Here is a 21,465-nt window from a genome sequence, read left to right as displayed (position 1 = left end):
CGAACTATCCCCTATAGTGACCCGCGAGCTTAGTCCTCAAACGGATCGGTCACAAGTATCGTGTCATCCCGCTCAGGGCTGGTGGAAAGGAGCGCGACAGGCGCCCCGATCAGTTCTTCGACCTGGCGAACATACTTGATCGCCTGTGCCGGAAGATCCGCCCAGCTGCGGGCGCCCACGGTCGATTCCTTCCATCCCTCCAGCGTGACATAGATCGGTTCGACCCTAGCTTGCGCTCCCTGGCTTGCGGGAAGATGATCAATCTGTTCGCCGTCGAGCATGTAACCGACGCAGATCTTCAGTTCTTCGAGGCCATCGAGCACATCGAGCTTGGTGAGCGCGATGCCGGTGATGCCGTTGGTGGCAACCGACTGGCGCACCAGCGCGGCATCGAACCAGCCGCAGCGACGCTTGCGTCCGGTCACGGTCCCGAATTCATGCCCCTTTTCGCCGAGGAACTGGCCGATCTCATCCGTGAGCTCGGTCGGGAACGGGCCTTCGCCAACACGTGTCGTGTAGGCCTTGGTGATGCCGAGGATATAGCCGAGCGAACCAGGCCCCATGCCCGAACCGGCGGCAGCCTGACCGGCCACTGTGTTCGACGAGGTCACAAAAGGATAGGTGCCATGGTCGATGTCGAGCAAGCTGCCCTGCGCGCCTTCGAACAGGATGCGGGCGCCCTTGCGGCGCTCCTTGTCAAGGAAGAGCCAAACGGTATCACGGAACGGCAGCACCCGATCGGCGATCGAGGTCAGCTCCTCCATGATCGCCTGGTGGCTGACTTCGGCGACACCGAGGCCGCGGCGAAGCGCGTTGTGATGGGTCAGAATACGGTCGACCTTGCCGGAAAGGCTGTCGAGATCGGCGAGATCCATGACGCGGATGGCGCGACGGCCGACCTTGTCTTCATAGGCCGGGCCGATGCCGCGGCGCGTGGTGCCGATCTTGGTGCCACTGTTCGATGCCGCATCCTCGCGCATCGCGTCGAGCTCGCGATGCAGCGACAGGATGAGCGTCGCATTGTCTGCAATGCGCAGATTGTCAGGCGTAACCGTCACGCCCTGCGCCTCCAGTCGGCCGATCTCGGCGATCAGGGCATGCGGATCGACGACGACGCCGTTGCCGATCACCGCCATCTTGCCCGGGCGCACGACGCCGGACGGCAGCAGCGAGAGCTTGTAGCTCGTACCGTCGATGACGAGCGTATGGCCGGCATTGTGTCCGCCCTGATAGCGCACGACGATATCCGCACGTTCGGAAAGCCAGTCGACAATCTTGCCCTTGCCTTCGTCACCCCATTGCGAACCGACCACGACTACGTTCGTCATCCAACTCTTCCTGTTACCGGCGCAAAAATGCGCATCTGCCCAAACCCGCGCATCTATAAAGCTTTGTTTTTGGGAAAGCGACCCTGTTGTCGCAGCCGATTGGGCTTTTTACGTGACAAATCAGCAGCCGGCGGGCTATTGCCGCTTGGAAAGCGCCGCCCGGCGATCGCGGAAAGACGGGAAAGAAACGCTCTTGCAAGCCACGGCCTATATCTGCCTCGTCATTGCCACCCTTTGCTGGGGCGGCAACTCAGTCGCCGGCAAGCTCGCGGTCGGCCATATCAGCCCGATGATGCTGACCTTCCTGCGCTGGTTCCTCGCCGTCTCGCTGATCGCCCTGATCTCAGTGCCGCAGCTGAAGAAAGATTGGCCGCTGGCGCGGAAAAACTTGCCGCTGCTCCTCTGCTACGGCGCCATCGGCTACACCCTCTTCAACGCCATGCTTTACTCGGCGGTGCAATATACGACGGCCATCAACGTCGCCATCGAGCAGGCCGGCATTCCGATGCTGATCTTCCTGCTGAATTTCTTCTTTTTCCGCACCGGCATCTCGCTGGCGCAATGTCTCGGCTTCGGCATGACGCTGGTGGGTGTCGCGCTCACGGCCGCCCATGGCGACCTCGCCACGCTGCTGCAGCTGCAGCTCAACCGCGGCGACGGGCTGATGCTGATCGCCATCGCTGCCTATTCCTTCTACACGATCTTTCTGCGCTGGAAACCGCCGGTCGACTGGCGCACGCTCATGGCTTTCCCGGCCTTCGCCGCCATGCTGACCTCGGTGCCGCTGCTCCTCTGGGAGATTGCCCGGGGTGCGGCGCAGTGGCCGGACCAGGCCGGCTGGAGCATTACCCTCTATACGGCGATCTTCCCCTCGCTGCTGGCGCAGATCCTCTATATCAAGGGCGTCGAGGCACTCGGCGCCAACCGCGCCGGCCTTTTCATCAATCTGGTGCCGGTATTCGGGACGCTGCTTTCCGTCGCCCTGATCGGCGAGCGGCTCCAGTCTTTCCACATGATCGCATTGGTGCTGACCTTGGGCGGTATCGCGATCGCCGAAAGGGGCCGACCGAAGGCTTCCGCGCCAACGGTACCCGCCTCGCCGATCGACTAGCCGAGCTCCAGCGTCGTCACGCCGAAGACGTGTTTCAGCGGAATGGCCGGCGCCGGTCCGCGATACATGCGCGCAGTCTCGAAAACCGGCTGAAGGCCGATGCTTTCGGCAAGCGCTATCGCCTCGCGGTTTTCCGCGGGGATATCGATGAAGATCGCCGCCCCCTTCGCTTCCGGGATTAGTTCGGCAAGAAGTGCGGCGGCGCTGTCGGCGTCATTGGCAAAGAGCGGACCGATCTTGTAGCCTTCATAACAGCGGCGGATCGTGCCGTAACCGCGGATCTTGTGGCTCTTACGCGCCACTGCCGAGCGGCGTCCCTTGCGGGCGGTGCACCAGGCGGCGAGGAAGGCATCCCGCGGCCCGGGAAAGATCGCCGAATCATAACGCTGCAAACCTTCGAGGCGCGTATCCAGCACCGGCTGCGCGGCGAGCGTCGAGACTGGCAGCGAGGTGGCGACGCCGCCGTAGCGGATGGTGGTATAGGCGGGCTCGAAGCCGGCCTTGCGGTAGCTTTCCTGCTGCGCGGCAACGCCGTCGAGGCCGATCGTCCGGCCCTCTGCCGTGGCGACGCCCGCTTCCCAGATCGCCTTGCCGTAACCCTTGCCGCGAAAATCGGGATGAACGATGTAGAGGCCGAGAAAGGCGAAACTGTCGCCATATTTGACGACCGAGATCGAGCCGACGGGAACTTCACCGATGGAGCCGACGAAAAATCCGGATGGATCGGCCTCGAGGAACGCGAGCGAATCATCAAGCCCCGGGTTCCAACCCTCCTGACGCGCCCATTCGAGCACGAGCTCCAGTTCGCCGGGCCGCATTGAACGAACGGCAAATTCCGAATTCATGCGACTTTCCCAGATTGAATGTCCCGCAAGTCCATCCCGGCAACAGCAAAGCAGTTGTCAGGCCCCGCTCTCCGATTGCACCAGCCAATGATGGAGAAACCCGCGCTCATGGTCATGATGACGCGTATAATCATTTTTCGATGCAATACAGAAAACTTCGTTTCCGCATTACCATGAAACAATGCCGTTGCAAGCTCAAGAAAATTACTTGCGCGCCAATTGTCTTCCTGCCGATGCGAAACAAAACGTCGCACCGAAAAGATGCCGCCTTTCCGGTTTGAACGGCGGGAAAGCATTTCAGCCGCCCATCGCGGCCTTCTGCTTTTCGATCCCGCTCGTCAGCGATGAAAAGAGCCGGTCCAGCTCGGCCGCCGGTGCGGGATAACCGAACGCATAACCCTGCAGGCCGTCACAGCCGAGCTGCGCCAGCACGACGGCATGCGCCTCGGTCTCGATACCCTCCGCGATCACCTCGACATCGAGCGCCTTGGCGATTTCCACGATCGAGCCCACCACGCGCCGCTGCTCGGCGGAACTGACGACCTCGGTGACAAGCTGCCGGTCGATCTTCAGCCGTTTCGGCCGCAGCTTGACGAGGCCGATGAGCGAGGCGTGGCCCGATCCGAAATCGTCGATCTCGATGTCGATGCCCATCTGCTTGATGTCGCCGATATGCTCGAGCAGCTTCTCGTCACTGTCGTCGAGGAAAATCGTCTCGATCAGCTCGAAGGCAATTACGCCGGGCGGAATGTCGAGTTTCCTGAGCTTGCCGAGCAGCGCCGGGTCGGCAAGACGCGACGCCGAGATATTGACGGCGATGCGGGGGACCGTAACGCCGCGCAACAGCCACAACAGCCGGTCTTGGAGAACGCTTTTCAGGATCGCCGCGTCGATATCAGCCGAAAGCCCATGCTCGTCGGCGATCTTCAGGAATATGCCGGGAGCGAGCACACCCTTCTCCGGGTGTTTCCAGCGCGCCAGCGCCTCGAAGCCGATGACCTCCCGCGTGCGGGCATCGAGCTGCACCTGATAATAGGGAACGATCTCGCCGCGCTCCAGCCCGAGCTTCAGCTCCTCGGCGAGGCGGCGCTTGGAGCGCAGGTCCTCCTGCAATTGCCGTGTGAAGAATTCGACGCGGTTTCGTCCGAGCTTCTTGGCCTGGTAGAGGGCGAGATCGGATTCGGCAAGCAGGTTGCGCACCCGCCGATCGCCGCTCCAGGAAACGCCGATCGAGGCGCCGGATTGCAGCATCTCGTCGCCAAAGCGGATCTTCTTCCGCAGCCGGCGCTGCAGGTCCTCGGTGATCAGCTTCAATTCGGCGAGATCAGTGAAATTGACCAGCACGATGACGAATTCGTCACCGCCGACGCGGGCGACCATGCCATTGGCAGGAATGGCGGCGGTGATGCGAAGGGCTGCCGCCCTCAGCACCGCGTCGCCGGCCGCATGGCCGTGGCTGTCATTGATCTGCTTGAACTGGTCGAGATCGAGATGCAGCACGCCAAGCGTGGTGATGCTCTTGTCTGACGGCAGCTCCGCCAGTCGCTTGTCGAGAAGGCGCCGGTTCGGCAGGCCGGTGAGATAGTCGTGATCGGCGACATGCTCGATGCGGGCATTGCTTTCTTCGAGCGCCAGCGCTCGCGCTTCGGCCACCACCTTCTGCCGCGCCAGTTCCGCATTCAGCTGGACGTCTGAAGTCACATCCCATTCGGCGCCGATGAAGGAGGGCAGACCCTCCGCATCCACGTAGAAATGCGCGCGCGAGCGCAGATGACGGATTTCGCCGCTCGGCAGCACGATACGGAATTGCGAATTGTAAGCACCCCGCGCCGCGATCGCCTGATCGAAGTCGCGCTCGGCCCGCTCGCGATCGTCGGGATGGATCGCATTCGACCAGAGCCATGACGGCACATTCCGGCATGTCTCGCCAGTCTCGTAGAGCCGATGCATCTGCGCATCCCACAAGATCCCGTCCTTGGCGATGCTGTGCTCCCAGACACCGATCCGGGATGCATCGAGGGCGAGTTCGAGACGGCGCAGAAGATCCTGAAACTCATGTTCGGATCGTGTGGCTTTGTTTTCTGGCAACGCGGTCTCAGCCTTGGCAACTTGCATATTTGCAATATGGTCTCAAGCCGGCATTAATGAAGGCTTGTCCCAATGGCCGAACTAGTTACTAGGTGAACTGTTCGTTACGGCATTCCCCTTTTGGATCAAGGGGGTTGCAGTCTGACCTGTTAAAGCCGCCAATCTCCAAATCAGTGGTTGTGCCGCGGCGGCGTTTTGGCGATCTGTCGGAAATCGGCCGCCCCTTCCAGCACCGCGCCGTCAGACAACTGCGTGACCGAGCGCCGGTATATCCGCTGCCACGGCGTCGCATCCGCCGGCACCGCCGGAATGCCGTCGCCCTTGCGCCGTTCGATCTCAGCGTCCTCGACCAGCATGTCGCAGCGCCCCTCATTGAAGTCGATGCGGATAACGTCGCCGCTACGAAGCCATGCGAGGCCACCGCCGGCGGCACTCTCCGGTGAGGCGTTGAGGATCGAGGGGCTGTCTGCGGTGCCGGACTGGCGGCCGTCACCGATCGTCGGCAGGCTGAGGATGCCCTTCCTGAGAAGATGGTCCGGCGGCTGCATGTTGACGACCTCGGCCGAACCCGGCCAACCGATCGGCCCCGCGCCGCGGATGGCGAGGATGGTGTTCTCGTCGATACCGAGTTCGGGATCGTTGATGCGCTTGTGATAATCCTCCGAACCGTCGAAAACCACCGCCTTGCCTTCGAAGATGCCTTCCCGCCCGGGCTCCTGAAGGTAGCGCCGGCGGAAATCCTCCGAGACGACGCTCATCTTCATGATGGCGAAATCGAAGAGATTGCCCTTGAGGACGAGGAAACCCGCCCGCTCCTTCAGCGGCTCGCCGAACGGCCGGATGACCTCGCGGTCGCTGGCATCGCGCCCTTCTAGATTCTCGGCCATCGTCCTGCCCGTCACCGTGCGACAGTTGCCGTCGAGCTTTCCGGCCTGCAGCAGCTCCCACATGATCGCCGGCGTGCCGCCGGCGCGATGATAGCGCTCGCCGAGATAGGCGCCCGCCGGCTGGACATTGGCAAGCAATGGGATATCGAAGCCGTGCACCTGCCAGTCGTCGGGATGGAGTTCGACGCCGGCGTGTTTCGCCATGGCGGCCAGATGCGGCTGCGCATTGGTCGAGCCACCGATCGCCGAATTGGTGCGGATCGCATTGAGGAAAGCCTCGCGCGTCAGGATGTCCGACGGTTTCAGGTCCTCGAACACGATCTCGACGGCACGCCGTCCGGTGCGATAGGCCATCTGACCGCGCTCGCGATAAGCCGCCGGAATGGCGCCGCACCCGGTCAGCGAAAGGCCGAGCGCTTCGGCCAGCGCATTCATCGTCGAAGCGGTTCCCATCGTGTTGCAGTGGCCGACCGAAGGTGCGGAATCGAGCGCTGCCTGCAGGAATTCCTCCCGATCGATCTCGCCGGCCGCATATTTCCGCCGCATCCGCCAGATCACCGTGCCGGAGCCGGCCAGTTCCCCTTCATGCCAGCCGTCGAGCATCGGCCCACCGGAGAGGACGATGGCAGGAATATCGACCGTCGACGCCGCCATGATCGCAGATGGCGTGGTCTTGTCGCAGCCGGTGGTCAGCACGACGCCGTCGAGCGGATAGCCATAGAGGATTTCGACGAGGCCGAGATAGGCGAGATTGCGGTCGAGAGCGGCCGTCGGACGCTTGCAGTTCTCGAACATCGGATGCGTGGGAAACTCGATCGGAATGCCGCCCGCATCGCGAATGCCATCGCGCACCCGTTTGGCAAGCTCGACATGTACCCTGTTGCAGGGTGTCAGATCGCTGCCGCTCTGGGCGATCCCGATGATCGGCTTGCCGGAGCGCAGCTCTTCCGGCGTAATGCCGTAATTCATGAAACGCTCGAGATAAAGCGCCGCCATGTCGATATGATCTGGATTGTCGAACCAGTCCTGCGATCGCAGGCGCCGTTTCATCGATTGGCTGTCCGTCACTGCTTTCCTCCCGACCGGCCGTTCTTCTCTTCAAGATGGAGAAGCAGGCCGCTGTGATCCTTCTCGCCATTGCCATTGGCAACGAATGCGCCGAATTCGCCATGCACTGCCGCCGTCAGCGGCAGTGTCAGCGATAGGGCTTTTGCCGTTTCCATGGCGGCGTTCAGATCCTTCAACTGGTTGCTGGACGAACCGCCGGGCGCAAAGTGCCGGTCGACCATGCGCTTGCCGTGGAGTTCGAGGATCCGGCTTTCGGCGAAGCCGCCGCGAATAGCGTCCCGAAAGGCCGCCGGCGAGCCGCCACCCGCTTCGATCAGCACCATCGCTTCGGCGACGGCGCCGATCGTCACCGCGACGATCTGCTGGTTGGCGAGCTTGGCAAGCTGTCCCGCCCCGCTCGGGCCGACGCGGGTCACGCGTCCCATCGGCGCAAAGATGTCCTGAAGCCCGTCGATCACGTCCTTATCGCCGCCCGCCATGATCGCGAGCGTACCGGCTTGCGCCCCGACGACGCCGCCTGATACCGGCGCATCGACATGATGGATGCCGCGTTTGGCAAGCCCTGCGGCATGGTCGCGGGCAAAATGCGGGGCGATCGAACTCATGTCGATGACGGTGGCGCCAGGCGCCATCGCATCGGCCGCCCCACGGGCGAACAGCACATTCCCCACCGCCTCGGCATTGGTCAGCATGGTAATGACGACATCGGCGCCCGAGACCGCATCCGCCGGCGTTTCCGCGCAGACCGCGCCGTCCGCCGCCAGCGCCTCGGCCTTGGCTGGGTCGCGGTTCCAGACGGTGGCGGCGAAGCCTGCGCCGATCAGCCGGCGAGCCATCGGCGCGCCCATCAGGCCGGTGCCGAGAAAGGCGATCCGCCTGCCGTCCTGACCTTTACCCGAAGCTGTCATTCAGTCCTCCAACTGTTGCCCGTCTTTGATAGTCCCCTCATCAGGCGTTGCAAACCGTTTTGACGGGCGTGGATGATTTTTGTCCAATGGTTTGAAAACGATACGGGCGAGAACCGAAGTTCCCGCCCGATTTACGCGACAAAGGAAGGTTGAATTCCGTTTATTCCGCCGCGAGCCGGATGACCTCGGCTTCCTCCTCCTTGTGTTCGTCCGGCTTGTGCTGGACGAGCGGACGGTTGCCCGTCAGCCGCCGCAGCAGCACGTAGAACACCGGCGTCATGAAGATGCCGAAGAAGGTCACGCCGATCATGCCCGAAAAGACCGCGACGCCCATGGCCGCGCGCATTTCCGCGCCCGCACCGGTGGAGACGACGAGCGGCACGACGCCCATGATGAAGGCCATGGAGGTCATCAGGATCGGGCGAAGACGCAGGCGGCTGGCCTCGACCGCAGCCTGGCGCGGTGTCCTGCCCTCGAACTCCAGTTCGCGGGCGAACTCGACGATGAGGATCGCGTTCTTCGCCGATAGACCGACAAGGACCACGAGACCGATCTGGGTGAAGATGTTGTTGTCTCCACCGGTGAGCCAGACGCCCGTTAGCGCAGCCAGAACACCCATCGGCACGATCATGATGATTGCAAGCGGCAGGGTCAGGCTTTCATACTGGGCGGCAAGCACCAGGAAGACCAGCAGCAGCGCGAGCGGGAAGACGACGATGCTCGAATTGCCGGCAAGGATCTGCTGATAGGTCAGATCCGTCCATTCGAAGTCGATGCCCGCAGGCAGCGTCTCGTGCAGGATCTTCTCGATGGCCGCCTGTGCCTGGCCGGACGAGAAGCCCGGCGCCGGACCGCCGTTGATGTCGGCGGCCAGGAAGCCATTGTAGCGGTTCGCGCGCTCCGGACCGGTGCTCGGCTCCACCTTCAGCAGGGCCGAAAGCGGGATCATCTGGCCCGATGCCGAACGGACCTTCAACTGGCCGATATCTTCCGGCTGGGCGCGGAATTTCGCATCGGCCTGCACGCGGACGCTGTAGGTGCGGCCGAAGGCGTTGAAGTCGTTCACATAGAGCGAACCCAGATAGATCTGCAGCGTCTGGAAGACGTCGGTGACGGAAACCCCGAGCTGCTCGGCCTTGGCGCGGTCGAGATCGGCATAGAGCTGCGGCACGTTGATCTGGAAGCTGGAGAACAGCCCGGCGAGTTCAGGCGTCTGATAGGCCTTGCCGAGAACGGCTTTGGTCGCCTCGTCGAGCGCCTGATTGCCCAAGCCGGCACGATCCTCGATCTGCAGCTTGAAACCGCCCGTCGTGCCGAGACCGTTGACCGGCGGCGGCGGGAACATGGCGATGAAGGCATCCTGGATAGAACCGAACTTCTGGTTCAGCGCCATGGCGATGGCGCCGCCCGAGAGATCAGGCGTCTTGCGCTCCTCGAAGTCCTTCAGCGTCACGAAGACGATGCCGGCATTGGACGAGTTGGTGAAGCCGTTGATCGACAGGCCCGGGAAGGCGATCGCATTGGCAACGCCGGGCTGGGCGAGCGCAATATCGGTCATGCGCTTGATGACGTCTTCCGTGCGGTCGAGGCTTGCGGCATCCGGCAACTGGGCAAAGCCGATCAGATACTGCTTGTCCTGCGACGGCACGAAGCCGCCGGGGACCGTGCTGAATAGGCTGTAAGTCGCACCGACCAGCGCCAGATAGATCACCATGACGATGCTCTTGCGCGACAGCAAGCCGCCGACACCCTTGCCGTAGGCATTCGAGCCGGCGCCGAAGACGCGGTTGAAGCCGCGGAAGAACCAGCCGAAGATGGCATCCATGAACCGCGTCAGCCAATCCTTCGGCTGATGATGGCCTTTCAGAAGAAGAGCTGCGAGCGCCGGAGACAGCGTCAGCGAGTTGAAGGCCGAGATGACGGTCGAGATTGCGATCGTCAGCGCGAACTGGCGATAGAACTGGCCCGACAGGCCGGAGATGAAGGCGAGCGGCACGAAGACCGCGACGAGAACCAGCGCGATCGCGACGATCGGACCGGAGACTTCCCTCATGGCCTTGTAGGTGGCAGCCCGCGGCGACAGGCCTTGCTCGATATTGCGCTCGACGTTTTCGACCACCACGATCGCGTCGTCGACGACGATACCGATCGCAAGCACCAGGCCGAACAGGCTGAGCGCGTTGATCGAGAAACCGAAGACATACATGACCGCGAAGGTGCCGATGATCGACACCGGAACGGCGATCAGCGGAATGATCGAGGCGCGCCACGTCTGCAGGAACACGATGACGACGAGGACGACGAGCGCGATCGCTTCGAGCAGCGTGTCGATGACCTTCTCGATCGAGGCGCGCACGAACTTCGTCGTATCGTAGACGATCTCGTATTTGACACCCTGCGGCATGGCGAGCTGCAGCTGATCCATGGTGGCGCGCACATTGTCAGCGATCTCGATCGCGTTCGAACCCGGCGCCTGGAGGACAGCCACCGCGACGGCCGGTTTGCCGTCGAGCAGCGAACGCAGCGTATAGTCGGCGGCGCCAAGCTCGATACGGGCGACATCGCGAAGGCGGGTGATCTCGCCATTAGCGCCCGTCTTGACGATGATGCTGCCGAATTCCTCCGGCGTGTGCAGGCGGCCCTGGGCATTCACGTTGAGCTGCAGATCCACACCCGGCTGGCTCGGCGATGCGCCGATAATGCCGGCCGCGGCCTGGACGTTCTGGGAGCTGATCGCGTTGCTGATGTCGCTGGCGGCAAGATTGTGCTCGGCAGCCTTCTGCGGGTCGATCCAGACACGCATGGAATAATCGCCGGCGCCGAAGACCTGCACCTGGCCGACGCCTGCGATGCGGGCGAGCCGGTCCTTGACGTTGAGCGTCGCGTAGTTGCGAAGATAGGTAATGTCGTGATTGTCCCCGTCGGAGACAAGATTGACGACCATGATGAAGTTGGGCGAGCTCTTGACCGTCGTGATGCCGAGGGCACGGACTTCGGCCGGCAGGCGCGGTTCGGCCTGCGAAACGCGGTTCTGGACGAGCTGCTGCGCCTTGTCGGGGTCGGTGCCGAGCGTGAAGGTGACGGTCACGTTGAGTACGCCGTCCGATGTCGCCTGGCTGGACATGTAAAGCATGCCCTCGACGCCATTGATCTGCTCTTCGAGCGGCGTCGCCACCGTTTCGGCGATGACCGACGGGTTGGCGCCGGGATAGGTGGCGCGCACGACGATCGACGGCGGCACGACCTCCGGATATTCGGAGATCGGCAGAGAGCGCAGGCCGATCAGACCGGCGACCACGATGAGGACCGAAAGGACACCGGCAAAGACCGGGCGGTCGACAAAGAATCTGGAGATGTTCATATCAAAGCCCTCTCCGGGGTGAACATGGATGCAACGTCCCTTTCCGGCGGTTTGGCAGCCGCCGGCGGGTCATATCATTTCGGATATCGGTCCTCCCCTGGGGAAGGCGAAGTCTTTACTGCGCGGTCGCGACTTTCTCTTCCATCTGAGGTGCGACGACAGCACCAGGACGGATGCGTTGCAGACCGTTGACGACGATCGTCTCGCCGGCATTCAGGCCGCTTTCGACCACTCGCTGACCTTCAGCCAGCGCGCCGAGTTGGACCTGCCGGTAGGCGACCTTGTTCTCGGCATCGACGACGAAGACGAACCTTTTGTCCTGGTCCGTACCGACGGCGCGGTCGCTGATGACGATCTTGTTCTCAGCCTTAGGCTGGCCCATGCGCACCCGCACGAACTGGCCGGGAATGAGACGCCCGCCGGGATTGTCGAAGACGGCGCGCACGCCGATCGTGCCGCTGGAGGCATCGACCTCGTTGCCGATCAGTTGCAGCTTGCCCTTGATCGGCGTGCCGGTGTCGGCCAGCGTGCCGACCTCGACCGGGATCTGCTCGACCGGAGGCAAGGCGCCGTCCGTCTGCGGCAGCTGGGCAAGAGCGCGCGTCACCATCTCTTCGCTGGCGTTGAAGCTCGCATAGATCGGATCGACCGAAACGAGCGTCGTCAGTTCGGGCGAGGCCGTGCCGTCCGCAACCAGGTTGCCGGCGGTAACCTCGATCTTGCCGATGCGGCCGGAAACCGGAGCCCGCACCTGCGTATAATCAAGGTTGAGCTGGGCCGACTGCAAGGCGGCCTGCGCCGTACGCAGCCCCGCCTGCGCCTCGGCCAGCGTGCTCTGGCGCTGATCGAGATCGCTCTGGGAGATGGTGCGGTTATCGGAAAGCCTGCGGCCGCGGTCGAGTTCGGTCTGCGCCAGGCTGACCTTGGCTTCGGCCGAAGCGACCTGGCCCTGCGCCTGCGCCACGCTCGCCTGGTAGGGAGCGGGGTCGATGGTGAAAAGCAGGTCGCCCTGCTTGACCAGCGCGCCTTCACGGAAAGCCACCGACTGGATGGCGCCGGCGACGCGGGAACGCACCTGCACGCGGTCGACGGCTTCGAGACGGCCGGAGAAACTCTCCCAGGCCGTCACGTCGCGCGCCGCGACGACGGCAACCGTCACCGGCACAGCGCGAGCCTGTGCGGGGGCGGAAGCGGCCGTGGCGGTCGTGCTCATCGGCAATTCGAAAAACAATGCCGCGCCGGAAACGGACGCAACAAGGCCCATGCCGGCGCCCACGAGGGCCCAGCGCTTACTTCTGGACGTCATCAGTACTCTCCTTGCGGCTCCAGGCCGCCGAAATATCAGGTCTTCTTCAATGCAATTGCGGTTGGACGCTTACGTCCTGAAGGAAGCTTCCGAAATGACGGCTGACGTGTTCCTGCCAGTCGGGCGCTTCCCCGGATTTCCCACCATAAATCGAGGGCCAACCTGTCCCGGCGGGAAGGACATGCTGGCGCACGCCGACGCCAGCCTTTTTCAGGCGGGCACCGTAACCAAGTGTCTCGTCGTGCAGAGGATCGTCCTCGGCAGTGAAAATCAGCGCGGGCGCGACGCCCGCAAGACGCGAACAGAGGCAGGGCGCCGCATAAGGATGGCAGCCGCCACCGCTCAAATAATGGCTCCAGCCCTCCGTCCAGCGCTGACGCATGCCGATCGCTTCAGCCTTGCGGATCGAGGACGTGCCCATGAACGGATCGAGCAGCGGCGAAATCAGGACCTGGCCATCGAGCGCATCCGGCATCTGATCGCGCGCCTTCAACGCCACGCCGGCGGCGACATTGCCACCCGCCTCTTCGCCGGCGACGAAGAGCAGCGACTTACGGTCACCGAGACCAGCGGCGCGCTTGTTGGCGAGATAGGTGAAAACGGAGAAGGAGACTTCCAGCGCCTTCGGAAACAGATTGCCGGACAGGCTGCTGTAATCGACGGCAGCGACGATGGCGCCTGATTTGGCGAGACTCATTGCCACCGGCCGATCGACGTTCTTCTCGCTGTCGAGAAATGCGCCGCCATGCAGGTAAAGCACGATCGGCGGACCCTTGCCGTAATCGGCGCCCTGGTAGATGCGTGCGGAAACGGGGCCGATGGCCACCTTGTCCAGCATCATATCTTTCCATTCCACCGTCATGGTTCCGGTCTCTTTTGCGCACCAGCCATAAGCGGATAACGCGCGGCGCTTGCATTTTGTACAAAAAAGATATTGTTATTCAGATCAGGGAATAAGAAGCGATATCGCGATAACACTGTTCCAATTCTCGAATAATAGTGCAATGCAAACTGCGGATTTGAAAACCGATGGATCAGCTTTCGGCAATGCGCGTCTTCATCCGCGTCGTGGAGACAGGCAATTTCACCCGCGCCGCCGACATGCTCGCCATGCCGAAGGCGACGGTAACCAATCTCATCCAGGGCCTGGAGGCGCATCTGCGCACCAAGCTTCTGAACCGTACCACGCGCCGCGTCATGGTGACCACGGACGGCGCGCTCTATTATGAACGCGCCGCCCAGATCATCTCGGAACTGGAAGAACTCGACGGCAGCCTCTCCAATTCGCAGAGCCTGCCGAGCGGGCGGCTGCGCATCGAAATGAGCGGCGCCTTCGCCGATTCGATCATCGTTCCCGCACTTTGCGATTTCTATCTGCGCTATCCCGATATCCGCCTGGATCTCGGTGTCAGCGATCGCACGGTCGATTACCTTGCCGAAAACGTCGATTGCGCGTTGCGCGCCGGCACGCCGACCGACCAGTCGCTGATTGCCCGGCGCGTTTCGGAAATGGAACTGATCACCTGCGCTTCGCCGAGCTATATCCAGAAATTCGGCATGCCCGAGCGGCCGGAGGATCTGGAGGCGACGCATTACTCCGTCAATTATTTCCGCGCCCAGAACAACCGGACGGTGTCCTTCGAATTCCGCCGGAACAATGAAATCATCGACATCAACCCGCGTTGTATCGCCTCCGTCAACGACAGCCGCACCTATCTGACCGCGGTGCTGACAGGTCTCGGCGTGGCGCAGGTGCCGGTCTTCATGGCGCGCGAGCCTATGGCGAGAGGCGAGCTCATTCGCGTGCTGCCGGATTGGCAGCGCGATCCGGTACCGCTTTACGTGGTCTATCCGCCGAACCGCCACCTGAGCAACAAGGTCCGCGTCTTCGTCGACTGGCTGGTGAAGCTCCTGGTCGAGGCGAGACTGAACGACGGTTGAGCGGAGGAAACAGATACGGCCCGGAAGGCAGGGGAAACCTTCGACGGGCCGCAATGACTTTGAACATGGGCCTGTCGCGCCCGGAGTAAGGGCACGGCAGGCTCTGGAGGTTCGGAAGAGAGCGGCAGGGATTCCACTCTCTGGCGATAAACCTGTTATATCTACTCTCCACAAAATTGTAAGAGGGAAACGCTGCAAGCAGCGTTCACATAATTGCGATGACGGCCTGCGCCTGATCTTTCCCAGCCAAGCCGCTCGCCTCCGTCAGATCATGCCGCCATTGGCGCGCAGCGTCTGGCCATTGATCCAGCCGCCGTCCGGACTGGCGAGGAAGGCGACTGCAGACGCGATGTCATCAGGCGCGCCAAGGCGTTCCAGCGGGTTCATCTTCGACATCCGGGCGATGAGTTCCTCCGACTTGCCGTTGAGGAAAAGATCGGTGGCGACAGGCCCGGGCGCGACAGCGTTGACAGTGATATTGCGGCCGCGCATCTCCTTGGCCATGATCGCCGTCAGCGTTTCGACGGCGGCCTTGGTGGCGGCGTAGACGCCGTAGGTTTCGAGCTTCAGCCCGACGACCGAGGTGGAGAAATTGATGATCCGGCCGCCGTCACGCAGGCGCTTGGCCGCTTCCCGGAGCGTATTGAAGGTGCCCTTGAGATTGACGGCGATCTGCCGGTCGAAATTGGCATCGTCAACCTCGGCAAGCGGGGAGAGCATCATGATGCCGGCATTGTTGACGAGCACGTCGATGCCGCCGAAAGCGGTTTCCGCCGCATCGAACATCTGCCGGACAGCTTCAGCATCGCTGACATCGGCCTTTGCCGTCAGCGCTTTGCCGCCGGCCTGCTCGATCTCGCGCGCCAATTCCTCGGCCTGGGCCGCACTGCCGGAATAATTGATGACGACGGTGAAGCCGCCTCCGGCGAGGCGTCGGGCGATAGCCGCGCCGATGCCGCGTGAAGCGCCCGTCACCAAGGCGACCTTGTTTTCGTTACTGGCCATTTCCGCTCTCCTTCAGGCGTGCGCCGTTGCGCGTTTTCGATAAGGAGAGGATGGCGCTTTTCTTCCAGCGGATAATCAGGCATTCTTCGGCATCACTATCCGGGAGATGCGAACAAAGAACATGGACAGAGTCGATGCCATGCGGGTGTTTTGCCGCATCGTGGAACGCCGCAGTTTTACTCTTGCCGCAGAAGACACCGGCTTGCCGCGCTCGACCGTCACCGATGCGGTCAAACAGCTCGAAGCCCGGCTCGGGGTGCGCCTGCTCCAGCGCACGACGCGCCACGTCAGCCCGACGCTCGACGGCGAGGCCTATTACCGGCGCTGCCTGTCGATCCTTGCCGATATAGAGGATGCCGAGGGCGCCTTTGCCGGCGCCAAACCGAAGGGTCTTCTGCGCGTCGATGTGCACGGCACGCTCGCCCGTCATTTCGTGCTGCCGAGCCTGCCGTCCTTTCTGGAGACCTATCCCGAGATCGAATTCTATATGAGCGAGGGCGACCGTCTGGTCGATCTTGTGCGTGAAGGCATCGATTGCGTGCTGCGCGTCGGCGAGCCCGAGGATAGCGACATGATCATCAGGCGCGTTGCCATGCTTGACGAGATCACGCTCGCCTCTCCCGCCTACATCGCCGCCCGTGGCCGGCCGCGGCATCCGGAGCGGCTTGCCGGCCATCGCATGGTCGGCTTTCACTCCAGTGGCACCGGCAGTCTGCTACCGCTCGAATTCATAATCGACGGCGCAGTACGCAACGTCGCCATTCCGGCAACCGTCACCGTCAACGGCGCCGAAAGTTATGTTTCAGCCGCGAGGCTGGGCCTCGGCCTGATCCAGATCCCGCGCTATCACGCCGAAACAGATCTGGCCGCGGGAACGCTGATTCCTGTGCTCAAGGATTTCCCGCCGACCCCGACGCCGGTCTCCCTGCTCTATCCTCGCAACCGCCAGCTTTCGCCGCGCGTGCGCGTTTTCATCGACTGGCTGGTGAAGGTCTTCGCTCGACAAAATTCCGAAAACACGCTTTCCTAATATAGGCGCTTGAAGGGAACGGGCATGGCACTCTACGATATCACCGTCTACCAGACGGAAGACGGCTTCGTCGTCGAATTCGGCTGGGAAGGCGAAGACAGCATCGCCGTGACGCTACGAAGCACGCCTGAGCTGACTTCGGAAAACGCCATCTCGCGGGCCAAGGCCCTGCTTGCCGCGGCAATCGAACCCGTGCATGGCGACGGCGCGCGCAGCAAGGATCCCGCCCTGCTCGAAGAGGAACTGGAAGAGGGTCTCGAAGATTCCTTTCCGGCGAGCGACCCGGTCTCGGTCACATCATCCTCGATCCCGATGCGCGATCCGAATGCCGGCCGCTGATCCCGAAGCGGTTTTGGGGTGACGACGGGCACGGCGAATGTTATCTGCCTCGGCCATGACCGATGGTGGAACGACATCAGGCGCAATCGGCGTTGGCGCGCTAACCGGCGAAAGCCTCAGGGCATTTTTCGAGCGTGATGCGATCAGCGTCTCCCGCGATCTGCTCGGCTGCCATCTCACGGTCGATGGCGTCGGCGGCCGCATCACCGAGACGGAAGCCTATTTCCCCGATGACGAGGCCTCGCACAGTTTTCGCGGGCCCACGAAGCGCAACGGCGCCATGTACGGCAAACCGGGCAATGTCTATATCTACCGCATCTACGGCATGTACTGGTGCCTGAATTTCGTCTGCCATCCGGGCTCGGCCGCGCTCATCCGCGCCCTGGAGCCGGATACGGGAATCCCTCACATGATGGAGCGGCGCGGCACCGATATGCTGACCGCACTCTGCAGCGGCCCCGGCAAGCTTTGCCAGGCGCTCGGCATCGATATCGAGATCAACGACAGGCTGCTCGACCGTCCACCCTATGCGATCGCGCCGTCGGCACCGGTGCCGATCGTCTCGGGAAAACGCATCGGCATCACGAAAAATGCCGAAGCACCATGGCGCTTCGGCATTCAGGGATCGCGATATCTCAGCAAGCCGTTTCGCTAACTACTCCATGACCGCGCTGTGGTCGGCGGCGGGCGCTGCCTTCGGCTTGCGCAAGAGGAGCACAAGCGGAATGACCGCAAGCGACATCAGCATCAGCAGCTTGAAATCGTCCATATAGGCGATGATCGTCGATTGCAGCGTGATGATCTCGTTGAGCGAAGCCCGCCCGGCCGCCGTCACCGGGCTCAGCCCCTGCGCCGCCACCGCGTTGAAGGCGTGGTTGAACGGCGTCACATAGGATGCGATCGATTCATGATTGCTCTGCGTGTTCTCGACGATCAGCGCCGAAACGATCGAGATGCCAACCGCCGAGCCGATGTTTCGCGACAGGTTGTAGAGGCCGGTGCCGTCGCCGCGCATATGGGCGGGCAGCGTGGCGAAAGCGATCGTCGTCAGCGGTACGAACAGAAAACCGAGGCCGGCGCCCTGGATGAAGCCGACCGAGACGATCGTCCATTGCGAAACATCGGGCGTCCAGCCCGTCATGTCGTACATCGCCCAGGCGGTCAGGCCGAGGCCGAGCACCAGCAGCAAGCGCGTATCGACCTTGCCGATCAGCCGGCCGACAATGAACATGCAGAGCATGGTGCCGAGGCCGCGCGGCCCCATGACGATGCCGGCGGTGATGACGGGATAACCCATCAGCGTCTGCAGATAGGGCGTCATCAGCGCCAGCGAGGCGAGGTAGGTGACGCCGACGACGAAGATGAAGATCATGCTGATCGTGAAGTTCTGGTCGAGGAACAGCTTCGGATTGACGAAGGATTTCTCCGCCGTCAGCGTATGGACGATCAGCAGGTAGAAGGCAGAGGCGCAGATCAGCGCCTCGAGCATGATCTCGCCTGAGGAAAACCAGTCGAGCTGCTCACCGCGGTCGAGGAAGAGTTGCAGCGCGGCGATGAACAGGCTCATCATCCCGAAGCCGAACCAGTCCAGTTTGGCGAGCGCATCCCTCTTGGTCTCGGTGACGAAGACGACGATGCCCATGAAGGCGAGCGCACCGATCGGCACGTTGATGTAGAACACCCAGCGCCAGCTGATATTGTCGGTCAGCCAGCCACCGATGACGGGACCGAGGACCGGCCCGACCATAACCGAGACGCCGAAGAGCGCCATGGCCGAACCGCGCTCCTCCACACTATAGATGTCGAGCAGAATGCCCTGGGAAAGCGGCACCAGCGACGCGCCGAACAGGCCCTGCAGCAGGCGGAAGGCGACGATCTGGTTCAGCGATTGCGCAAGGCCGCAGAGGACGGAAGCCGCCACGAAGCCGGCGATAGCGACGAGCAGCACACGCTTGCGGCCGAACTTGGCGGCAAGGAAGCCCGAGGGCGGCGTCATGATCGCCGCCGCGACGATATAGGAGGTCAGAACCCAGTTGATCTGGTCGGCAGATGCCGAAACGCTGCCCTGGATATAGGGCAGCGCCACATTGGCGATCGTCGTGTCCAGCGCCTGCATGATGACGGCGAGAATGACGCAGGCCGTGATCGCGCCGCGATTGGCGACGGGCCTGGCCGCAGATGCGGACGCGTTACTCATGAGCCTTACCCTGAGCCACGCCCAGAAGCTTGTTAGCGAAATCGGGCAGGCCGCGAGCATGGCCGGTCTCGACATCGACCACCGTGCTCATGCCCATGCGAAGCGGCGGCTTGCCTTCGGTGTCCTCGATGCTGACGCGCATCGGAATGCGTTGGACGACTTTCACCCAGTTGCCAGTCGTATTTTGCGCCGGCAGCAGCGAGAAACTGGAGCCGGAGGCCGGGCTGATGCTCTCGACTTTGCCCTTCCACGCCACGCCGGGATAGGTGTCGATGTAGATCTCGGCCGTCTGGCCCGGCTTGACGTAGGTCAGCTCGGTTTCCTTCGGGCTGGCGGCGATCCAAAGATGGTCGGTGGCGACAAGCGAAAAGGCCTGTTGCGAAGCCTGCAAGTAGGACCCCACCTGCAGCGCGTTGACATTGGTGACGATGCCGTCGAATGGCGCCTTGACGACGCTATGGTCGAGTTCACGCTGGGCGTTGTCCACCTGCGATTTGGCCTGCAGGTAGAGCGGGTTTTCCTCGACCGGCTGGTCGGCGCTGCCGCCGAGCTGGGCGAGCGTTGTTGCGGCTTCCGCCTTGGCCACGGCAACCTTCTGCTGAGCGGCCTCGAGATTGTGCTTGGCCTCGTCATAGGCCGACTGCGTCGCGCTGCCATTGTTGACGAGGTTCTGCTGCCGGTCGAACTGATCCTGGTAATAGGGCAGATCGGCCTCAGCCTGCGTGATCTCGGCGAGCGACTGCTGATAGCTGGCCTTGAGGTTCATGATCTGGTTGCGCTGCGCGCCGAGCTGCGCCCTGGCGCCATCGAGCGCGATCTTGAAGGAATCGGCCCTGAGGCTGAAAAGCGCCTGCCCGGCCTTCACCGCCTCGTTCTCATGCACGTCGATCTTGTCGACGATCCCTGAGACATCGGTGGTGAGCCCGACCATATCGGCCTGGATATAGGCATTGTCGGTCGACATCACCTGGCCGCCATTGACGTAATAATAGCCGCCGACGACAAGCGCCACCGGAAGCAGGGCAAACAGGATCGGCCGCGTGAGACTGCGCCGGCGGCGGACCTTGTTGCCGCCAGGCGCAGCCACGGCGGCAGCCGGCGCTGAATTGGATGAAGGCGCTTCGGCTACCGTTTCCTGCTGTTTCGCTTGGCTTTCTTGGATGTGGGACTTGGCATTGGCGTCGGCAACGACGCGGAGGGAGGGTTGATCAGCCATCGCTCATCTCATTCTCTTCGACCGGTGTTCGGCAAGCCTGCACCAGGTTCGTCTTCATTGCGGAGAGGATTTGGTAAAGCTGTTCGCGCTGCTCGGCGGAGACGCCTTCCAGCGCCTCCCCGCGGGTGACATCCCCGAGTTCGCGCATTTCCGCGAGCAGCGGATGCGCCTCCTCGCGCATATAGAGCAGCCAGATGCGCCGGTCCGTCGGGTGCTGGCGGCGCTCGATCAGTCCGCGCTCGGCGAGCTTGTCGAGGATGCGCACCAGCGTGATCGGCTCGACTTCGAGAATTTCCGCAAGGCCGCTCTGGTGGATGCCTTCATTGTTCGAGAGATAGGCAAGCGTCTGCCATTGCGACCGGGTCAGCCCGAGGCACTTCGCGCGTTGCTCGAACCGCTTGCGCAGCAGCCGTGCGACGTCGTGGAGAAGGAAACCGAGGGTGGGTGTAGCGTTCATGGAAACCTGCGCCGGCTATTTATAAGCATACTTATGATATCGGTAGATATATTGAGCATGTGCATCGCACAAGACCGCGAGTGGCAGATTCAGCAGCCGCGGCCAAAATGACGCAGCGGGCTCAGGGCCGCGTTGCAGCCTTCCCATCCGTGGATCGGGCCGAGGCCAGAGAGTAGCCGCGACGCCGCTTTGCCCTAGTTTCCAGTCAGAAAGCGCCTCCCCCGGAGGCGCAGGAGGACTTGATGGCGTTCTTCGAAAGCATGCTGACGCTGCTGCTGGTAGCGATCGTCTTTCTGCAATTTTCCAGGAAATTCCGTATCCCTTATCCCACCATGCTGGCGATCGCCGGTGTCATCGTCGAGAGCTGACGCCGCTCCG

19 protein-coding genes are annotated in these 21,465 nt (G+C 62.5%); 6 read left to right on the top strand and 13 right to left on the bottom strand.

What is annotated here, in order from left to right; translation table 11 throughout:
* Positions 1–29: 29 nt before the first annotated feature.
* Positions 30–1,328 (bottom strand): adenylosuccinate synthase, encoded by a 1,299-nt coding sequence (locus tag EFQ99_RS23570; RefSeq protein WP_064706018.1) that lies wholly within the window; start codon positions 1,326–1,328, stop codon positions 30–32.
* A gap of 193 nt (positions 1,329–1,521) precedes the next feature.
* Here EFQ99_RS23570 and EFQ99_RS23565 point away from each other — a divergent pair, with 193 nt between their 5' ends.
* Positions 1,522–2,439 carry a DMT family transporter gene (locus EFQ99_RS23565; RefSeq protein ID WP_126923632.1) on the top strand — a complete coding sequence of 306 codons (918 nt, stop codon included), beginning with the start codon at positions 1,522–1,524 and terminating at the stop codon, positions 2,437–2,439.
* Here the strand turns inward: EFQ99_RS23565 and EFQ99_RS23560 are convergent.
* From EFQ99_RS23560 to EFQ99_RS23525, 8 genes are all read right to left on the bottom strand, one after another.
* Complete coding sequence (locus tag EFQ99_RS23560; RefSeq protein ID WP_126923631.1) at positions 2,436–3,284, bottom strand: GNAT family N-acetyltransferase; 849 nt, start codon at positions 3,282–3,284, stop codon at positions 2,436–2,438. The genes EFQ99_RS23565 and EFQ99_RS23560 overlap by 4 nt on opposite strands.
* Positions 3,281–3,580, bottom strand: a complete 300-nt coding sequence (locus EFQ99_RS23555) for a hypothetical protein (protein WP_126923630.1) — start codon at positions 3,578–3,580, stop codon at positions 3,281–3,283. Before EFQ99_RS23555 ends, EFQ99_RS23560 begins: the two co-directional genes overlap by 4 nt.
* Position 3,581: 1 nt before the next feature.
* A complete protein-coding gene (locus EFQ99_RS23550) occupies positions 3,582–5,399 on the bottom strand; it encodes a putative bifunctional diguanylate cyclase/phosphodiesterase (protein WP_126923629.1) in 1,818 nt (605 codons plus the stop codon).
* Between the two features lie 143 nt (positions 5,400–5,542).
* Positions 5,543–7,309, bottom strand: coding sequence for an IlvD/Edd family dehydratase (locus tag EFQ99_RS23545; RefSeq protein WP_126923807.1), 1,767 nt, complete (start codon positions 7,307–7,309; stop codon positions 5,543–5,545).
* Positions 7,310–7,323: 14 nt separating this feature from the next.
* A complete protein-coding gene (locus EFQ99_RS23540) occupies positions 7,324–8,235 on the bottom strand; it encodes an NAD(P)-dependent oxidoreductase (protein ID WP_126923628.1) in 912 nt (303 codons plus the stop codon).
* A 160-nt stretch (positions 8,236–8,395) separates the two neighbouring features.
* Complete coding sequence (locus EFQ99_RS23535; RefSeq protein ID WP_126923627.1) at positions 8,396–11,596, bottom strand: efflux RND transporter permease subunit; 3,201 nt, start codon at positions 11,594–11,596, stop codon at positions 8,396–8,398.
* Between the two features lie 115 nt (positions 11,597–11,711).
* Positions 11,712–12,902, bottom strand: coding sequence for an efflux RND transporter periplasmic adaptor subunit (locus EFQ99_RS23530; protein ID WP_126923626.1), 1,191 nt, complete (start codon positions 12,900–12,902; stop codon positions 11,712–11,714).
* A 46-nt stretch (positions 12,903–12,948) separates the two neighbouring features.
* A complete protein-coding gene (locus EFQ99_RS23525) occupies positions 12,949–13,764 on the bottom strand; it encodes an alpha/beta hydrolase fold domain-containing protein (protein WP_126923625.1) in 816 nt (271 codons plus the stop codon).
* 167 nt (positions 13,765–13,931) lie between these two features.
* Here EFQ99_RS23525 and EFQ99_RS23520 point away from each other — a divergent pair, with 167 nt between their 5' ends.
* On the top strand, positions 13,932–14,843 hold the full coding sequence (locus tag EFQ99_RS23520; protein WP_126923624.1) for a LysR family transcriptional regulator: 912 nt from the start codon (positions 13,932–13,934) through the stop codon (positions 14,841–14,843).
* A gap of 264 nt (positions 14,844–15,107) precedes the next feature.
* On the opposite strand, the gene EFQ99_RS23515 is transcribed toward EFQ99_RS23520, so the two are convergent.
* A complete protein-coding gene (locus EFQ99_RS23515) occupies positions 15,108–15,848 on the bottom strand; it encodes an SDR family oxidoreductase (RefSeq protein WP_126923623.1) in 741 nt (246 codons plus the stop codon).
* Between the two features lie 121 nt (positions 15,849–15,969).
* On the opposite strand from EFQ99_RS23515, the gene EFQ99_RS23510 reads away from it, so the two are divergent.
* Genes EFQ99_RS23510 through EFQ99_RS23500 form a run of 3 tightly spaced genes read left to right on the top strand, consistent with a single transcriptional unit; the run spans position 15,970 to position 17,872 of the window.
* The gene (locus EFQ99_RS23510; protein ID WP_126923622.1) at positions 15,970–16,878 is read left to right on the top strand and encodes a LysR family transcriptional regulator; all 909 of its coding nucleotides are present in this window, start codon (positions 15,970–15,972) and stop codon (positions 16,876–16,878) included.
* Between the two features lie 24 nt (positions 16,879–16,902).
* On the top strand, positions 16,903–17,217 hold the full coding sequence (locus EFQ99_RS23505; protein WP_126923621.1) for a hypothetical protein: 315 nt from the start codon (positions 16,903–16,905) through the stop codon (positions 17,215–17,217).
* Between the two features lie 37 nt (positions 17,218–17,254).
* Positions 17,255–17,872: a DNA-3-methyladenine glycosylase gene (locus EFQ99_RS23500; RefSeq protein ID WP_126923620.1), complete on the top strand. Its 618-nt coding sequence runs from the start codon at positions 17,255–17,257 to the stop codon at positions 17,870–17,872.
* Here the strand turns inward: EFQ99_RS23500 and EFQ99_RS23495 are convergent, their stop codons facing one another.
* Genes EFQ99_RS23495 through EFQ99_RS23485 form a run of 3 tightly spaced genes read right to left on the bottom strand, consistent with a single transcriptional unit; the run spans position 17,873 to position 21,087 of the window.
* Positions 17,873–19,414 (bottom strand): DHA2 family efflux MFS transporter permease subunit, encoded by a 1,542-nt coding sequence (locus EFQ99_RS23495; RefSeq protein WP_126923619.1) that lies wholly within the window; start codon positions 19,412–19,414, stop codon positions 17,873–17,875.
* Positions 19,407–20,630, bottom strand: a complete 1,224-nt coding sequence (locus EFQ99_RS23490; RefSeq protein ID WP_126923618.1) for an HlyD family secretion protein — start codon at positions 20,628–20,630, stop codon at positions 19,407–19,409. The genes EFQ99_RS23495 and EFQ99_RS23490 overlap by 8 nt, the downstream gene beginning before the upstream one ends.
* The gene (locus tag EFQ99_RS23485) at positions 20,623–21,087 is read right to left on the bottom strand and encodes a MarR family winged helix-turn-helix transcriptional regulator (RefSeq protein WP_126923617.1); all 465 of its coding nucleotides are present in this window, start codon (positions 21,085–21,087) and stop codon (positions 20,623–20,625) included. Before EFQ99_RS23485 ends, EFQ99_RS23490 begins: the two co-directional genes overlap by 8 nt.
* A 242-nt stretch (positions 21,088–21,329) precedes the next feature.
* On the opposite strand from EFQ99_RS23485, the gene EFQ99_RS36015 reads away from it, so the two are divergent.
* The gene (locus EFQ99_RS36015) at positions 21,330–21,455 is read left to right on the top strand and encodes a hypothetical protein (protein WP_281024288.1); all 126 of its coding nucleotides are present in this window, start codon (positions 21,330–21,332) and stop codon (positions 21,453–21,455) included.
* Positions 21,456–21,465 lie beyond the last annotated feature (10 nt).

It is taken from the genome of Rhizobium vallis, assembly GCF_003985155.1.
GTDB lineage: Bacteria > Pseudomonadota > Alphaproteobacteria > Rhizobiales > Rhizobiaceae > Rhizobium > Rhizobium vallis.
Note: the sequence above shows the minus strand (reverse complement) of the source record. Positions and strands in the feature narration are given on the sequence as shown.

Excerpts from the sequence above, each read along its gene's own strand:
- EFQ99_RS23570 (WP_064706018.1), bottom strand. The coding sequence starts at position 1,328 with ATGACGAACGTAGTCGTGGTCGGTTCGCAATGGGGTGACGAAGGCAAG.
- EFQ99_RS23560 (WP_126923631.1), bottom strand. The coding sequence starts at position 3,284 with ATGAATTCGGAATTTGCCGTTCGTTCAATGCGGCCCGGCGAACTGGAG.
- EFQ99_RS23555 (WP_126923630.1), bottom strand. The coding sequence starts at position 3,580 with ATGCTTTCCCGCCGTTCAAACCGGAAAGGCGGCATCTTTTCGGTGCGA.
- EFQ99_RS23550 (WP_126923629.1), bottom strand. The coding sequence starts at position 5,399 with ATGCAAGTTGCCAAGGCTGAGACCGCGTTGCCAGAAAACAAAGCCACA.
- EFQ99_RS23545 (WP_126923807.1), bottom strand. The coding sequence starts at position 7,309 with ATGAAACGGCGCCTGCGATCGCAGGACTGGTTCGACAATCCAGATCAT.
- EFQ99_RS23540 (WP_126923628.1), bottom strand. The coding sequence starts at position 8,235 with ATGACAGCTTCGGGTAAAGGTCAGGACGGCAGGCGGATCGCCTTTCTC.
- EFQ99_RS23535 (WP_126923627.1), bottom strand. The coding sequence starts at position 11,596 with ATGAACATCTCCAGATTCTTTGTCGACCGCCCGGTCTTTGCCGGTGTC.
- EFQ99_RS23530 (WP_126923626.1), bottom strand. The coding sequence starts at position 12,902 with ATGACGTCCAGAAGTAAGCGCTGGGCCCTCGTGGGCGCCGGCATGGGC.
- EFQ99_RS23525 (WP_126923625.1), bottom strand. The coding sequence starts at position 13,764 with ATGACGGTGGAATGGAAAGATATGATGCTGGACAAGGTGGCCATCGGC.
- EFQ99_RS23520 (WP_126923624.1), top strand. The coding sequence starts at position 13,932 with ATGGATCAGCTTTCGGCAATGCGCGTCTTCATCCGCGTCGTGGAGACA.
- EFQ99_RS23515 (WP_126923623.1), bottom strand. The coding sequence starts at position 15,848 with ATGGCCAGTAACGAAAACAAGGTCGCCTTGGTGACGGGCGCTTCACGC.
- EFQ99_RS23510 (WP_126923622.1), top strand. The coding sequence starts at position 15,970 with ATGGACAGAGTCGATGCCATGCGGGTGTTTTGCCGCATCGTGGAACGC.
- EFQ99_RS23505 (WP_126923621.1), top strand. The coding sequence starts at position 16,903 with ATGGCACTCTACGATATCACCGTCTACCAGACGGAAGACGGCTTCGTC.
- EFQ99_RS23500 (WP_126923620.1), top strand. The coding sequence starts at position 17,255 with ATGTTATCTGCCTCGGCCATGACCGATGGTGGAACGACATCAGGCGCA.
- EFQ99_RS23495 (WP_126923619.1), bottom strand. The coding sequence starts at position 19,414 with ATGAGTAACGCGTCCGCATCTGCGGCCAGGCCCGTCGCCAATCGCGGC.
- EFQ99_RS23490 (WP_126923618.1), bottom strand. The coding sequence starts at position 20,630 with ATGGCTGATCAACCCTCCCTCCGCGTCGTTGCCGACGCCAATGCCAAG.
- EFQ99_RS23485 (WP_126923617.1), bottom strand. The coding sequence starts at position 21,087 with ATGAACGCTACACCCACCCTCGGTTTCCTTCTCCACGACGTCGCACGG.
- EFQ99_RS36015 (WP_281024288.1), top strand. The coding sequence starts at position 21,330 with ATGGCGTTCTTCGAAAGCATGCTGACGCTGCTGCTGGTAGCGATCGTC.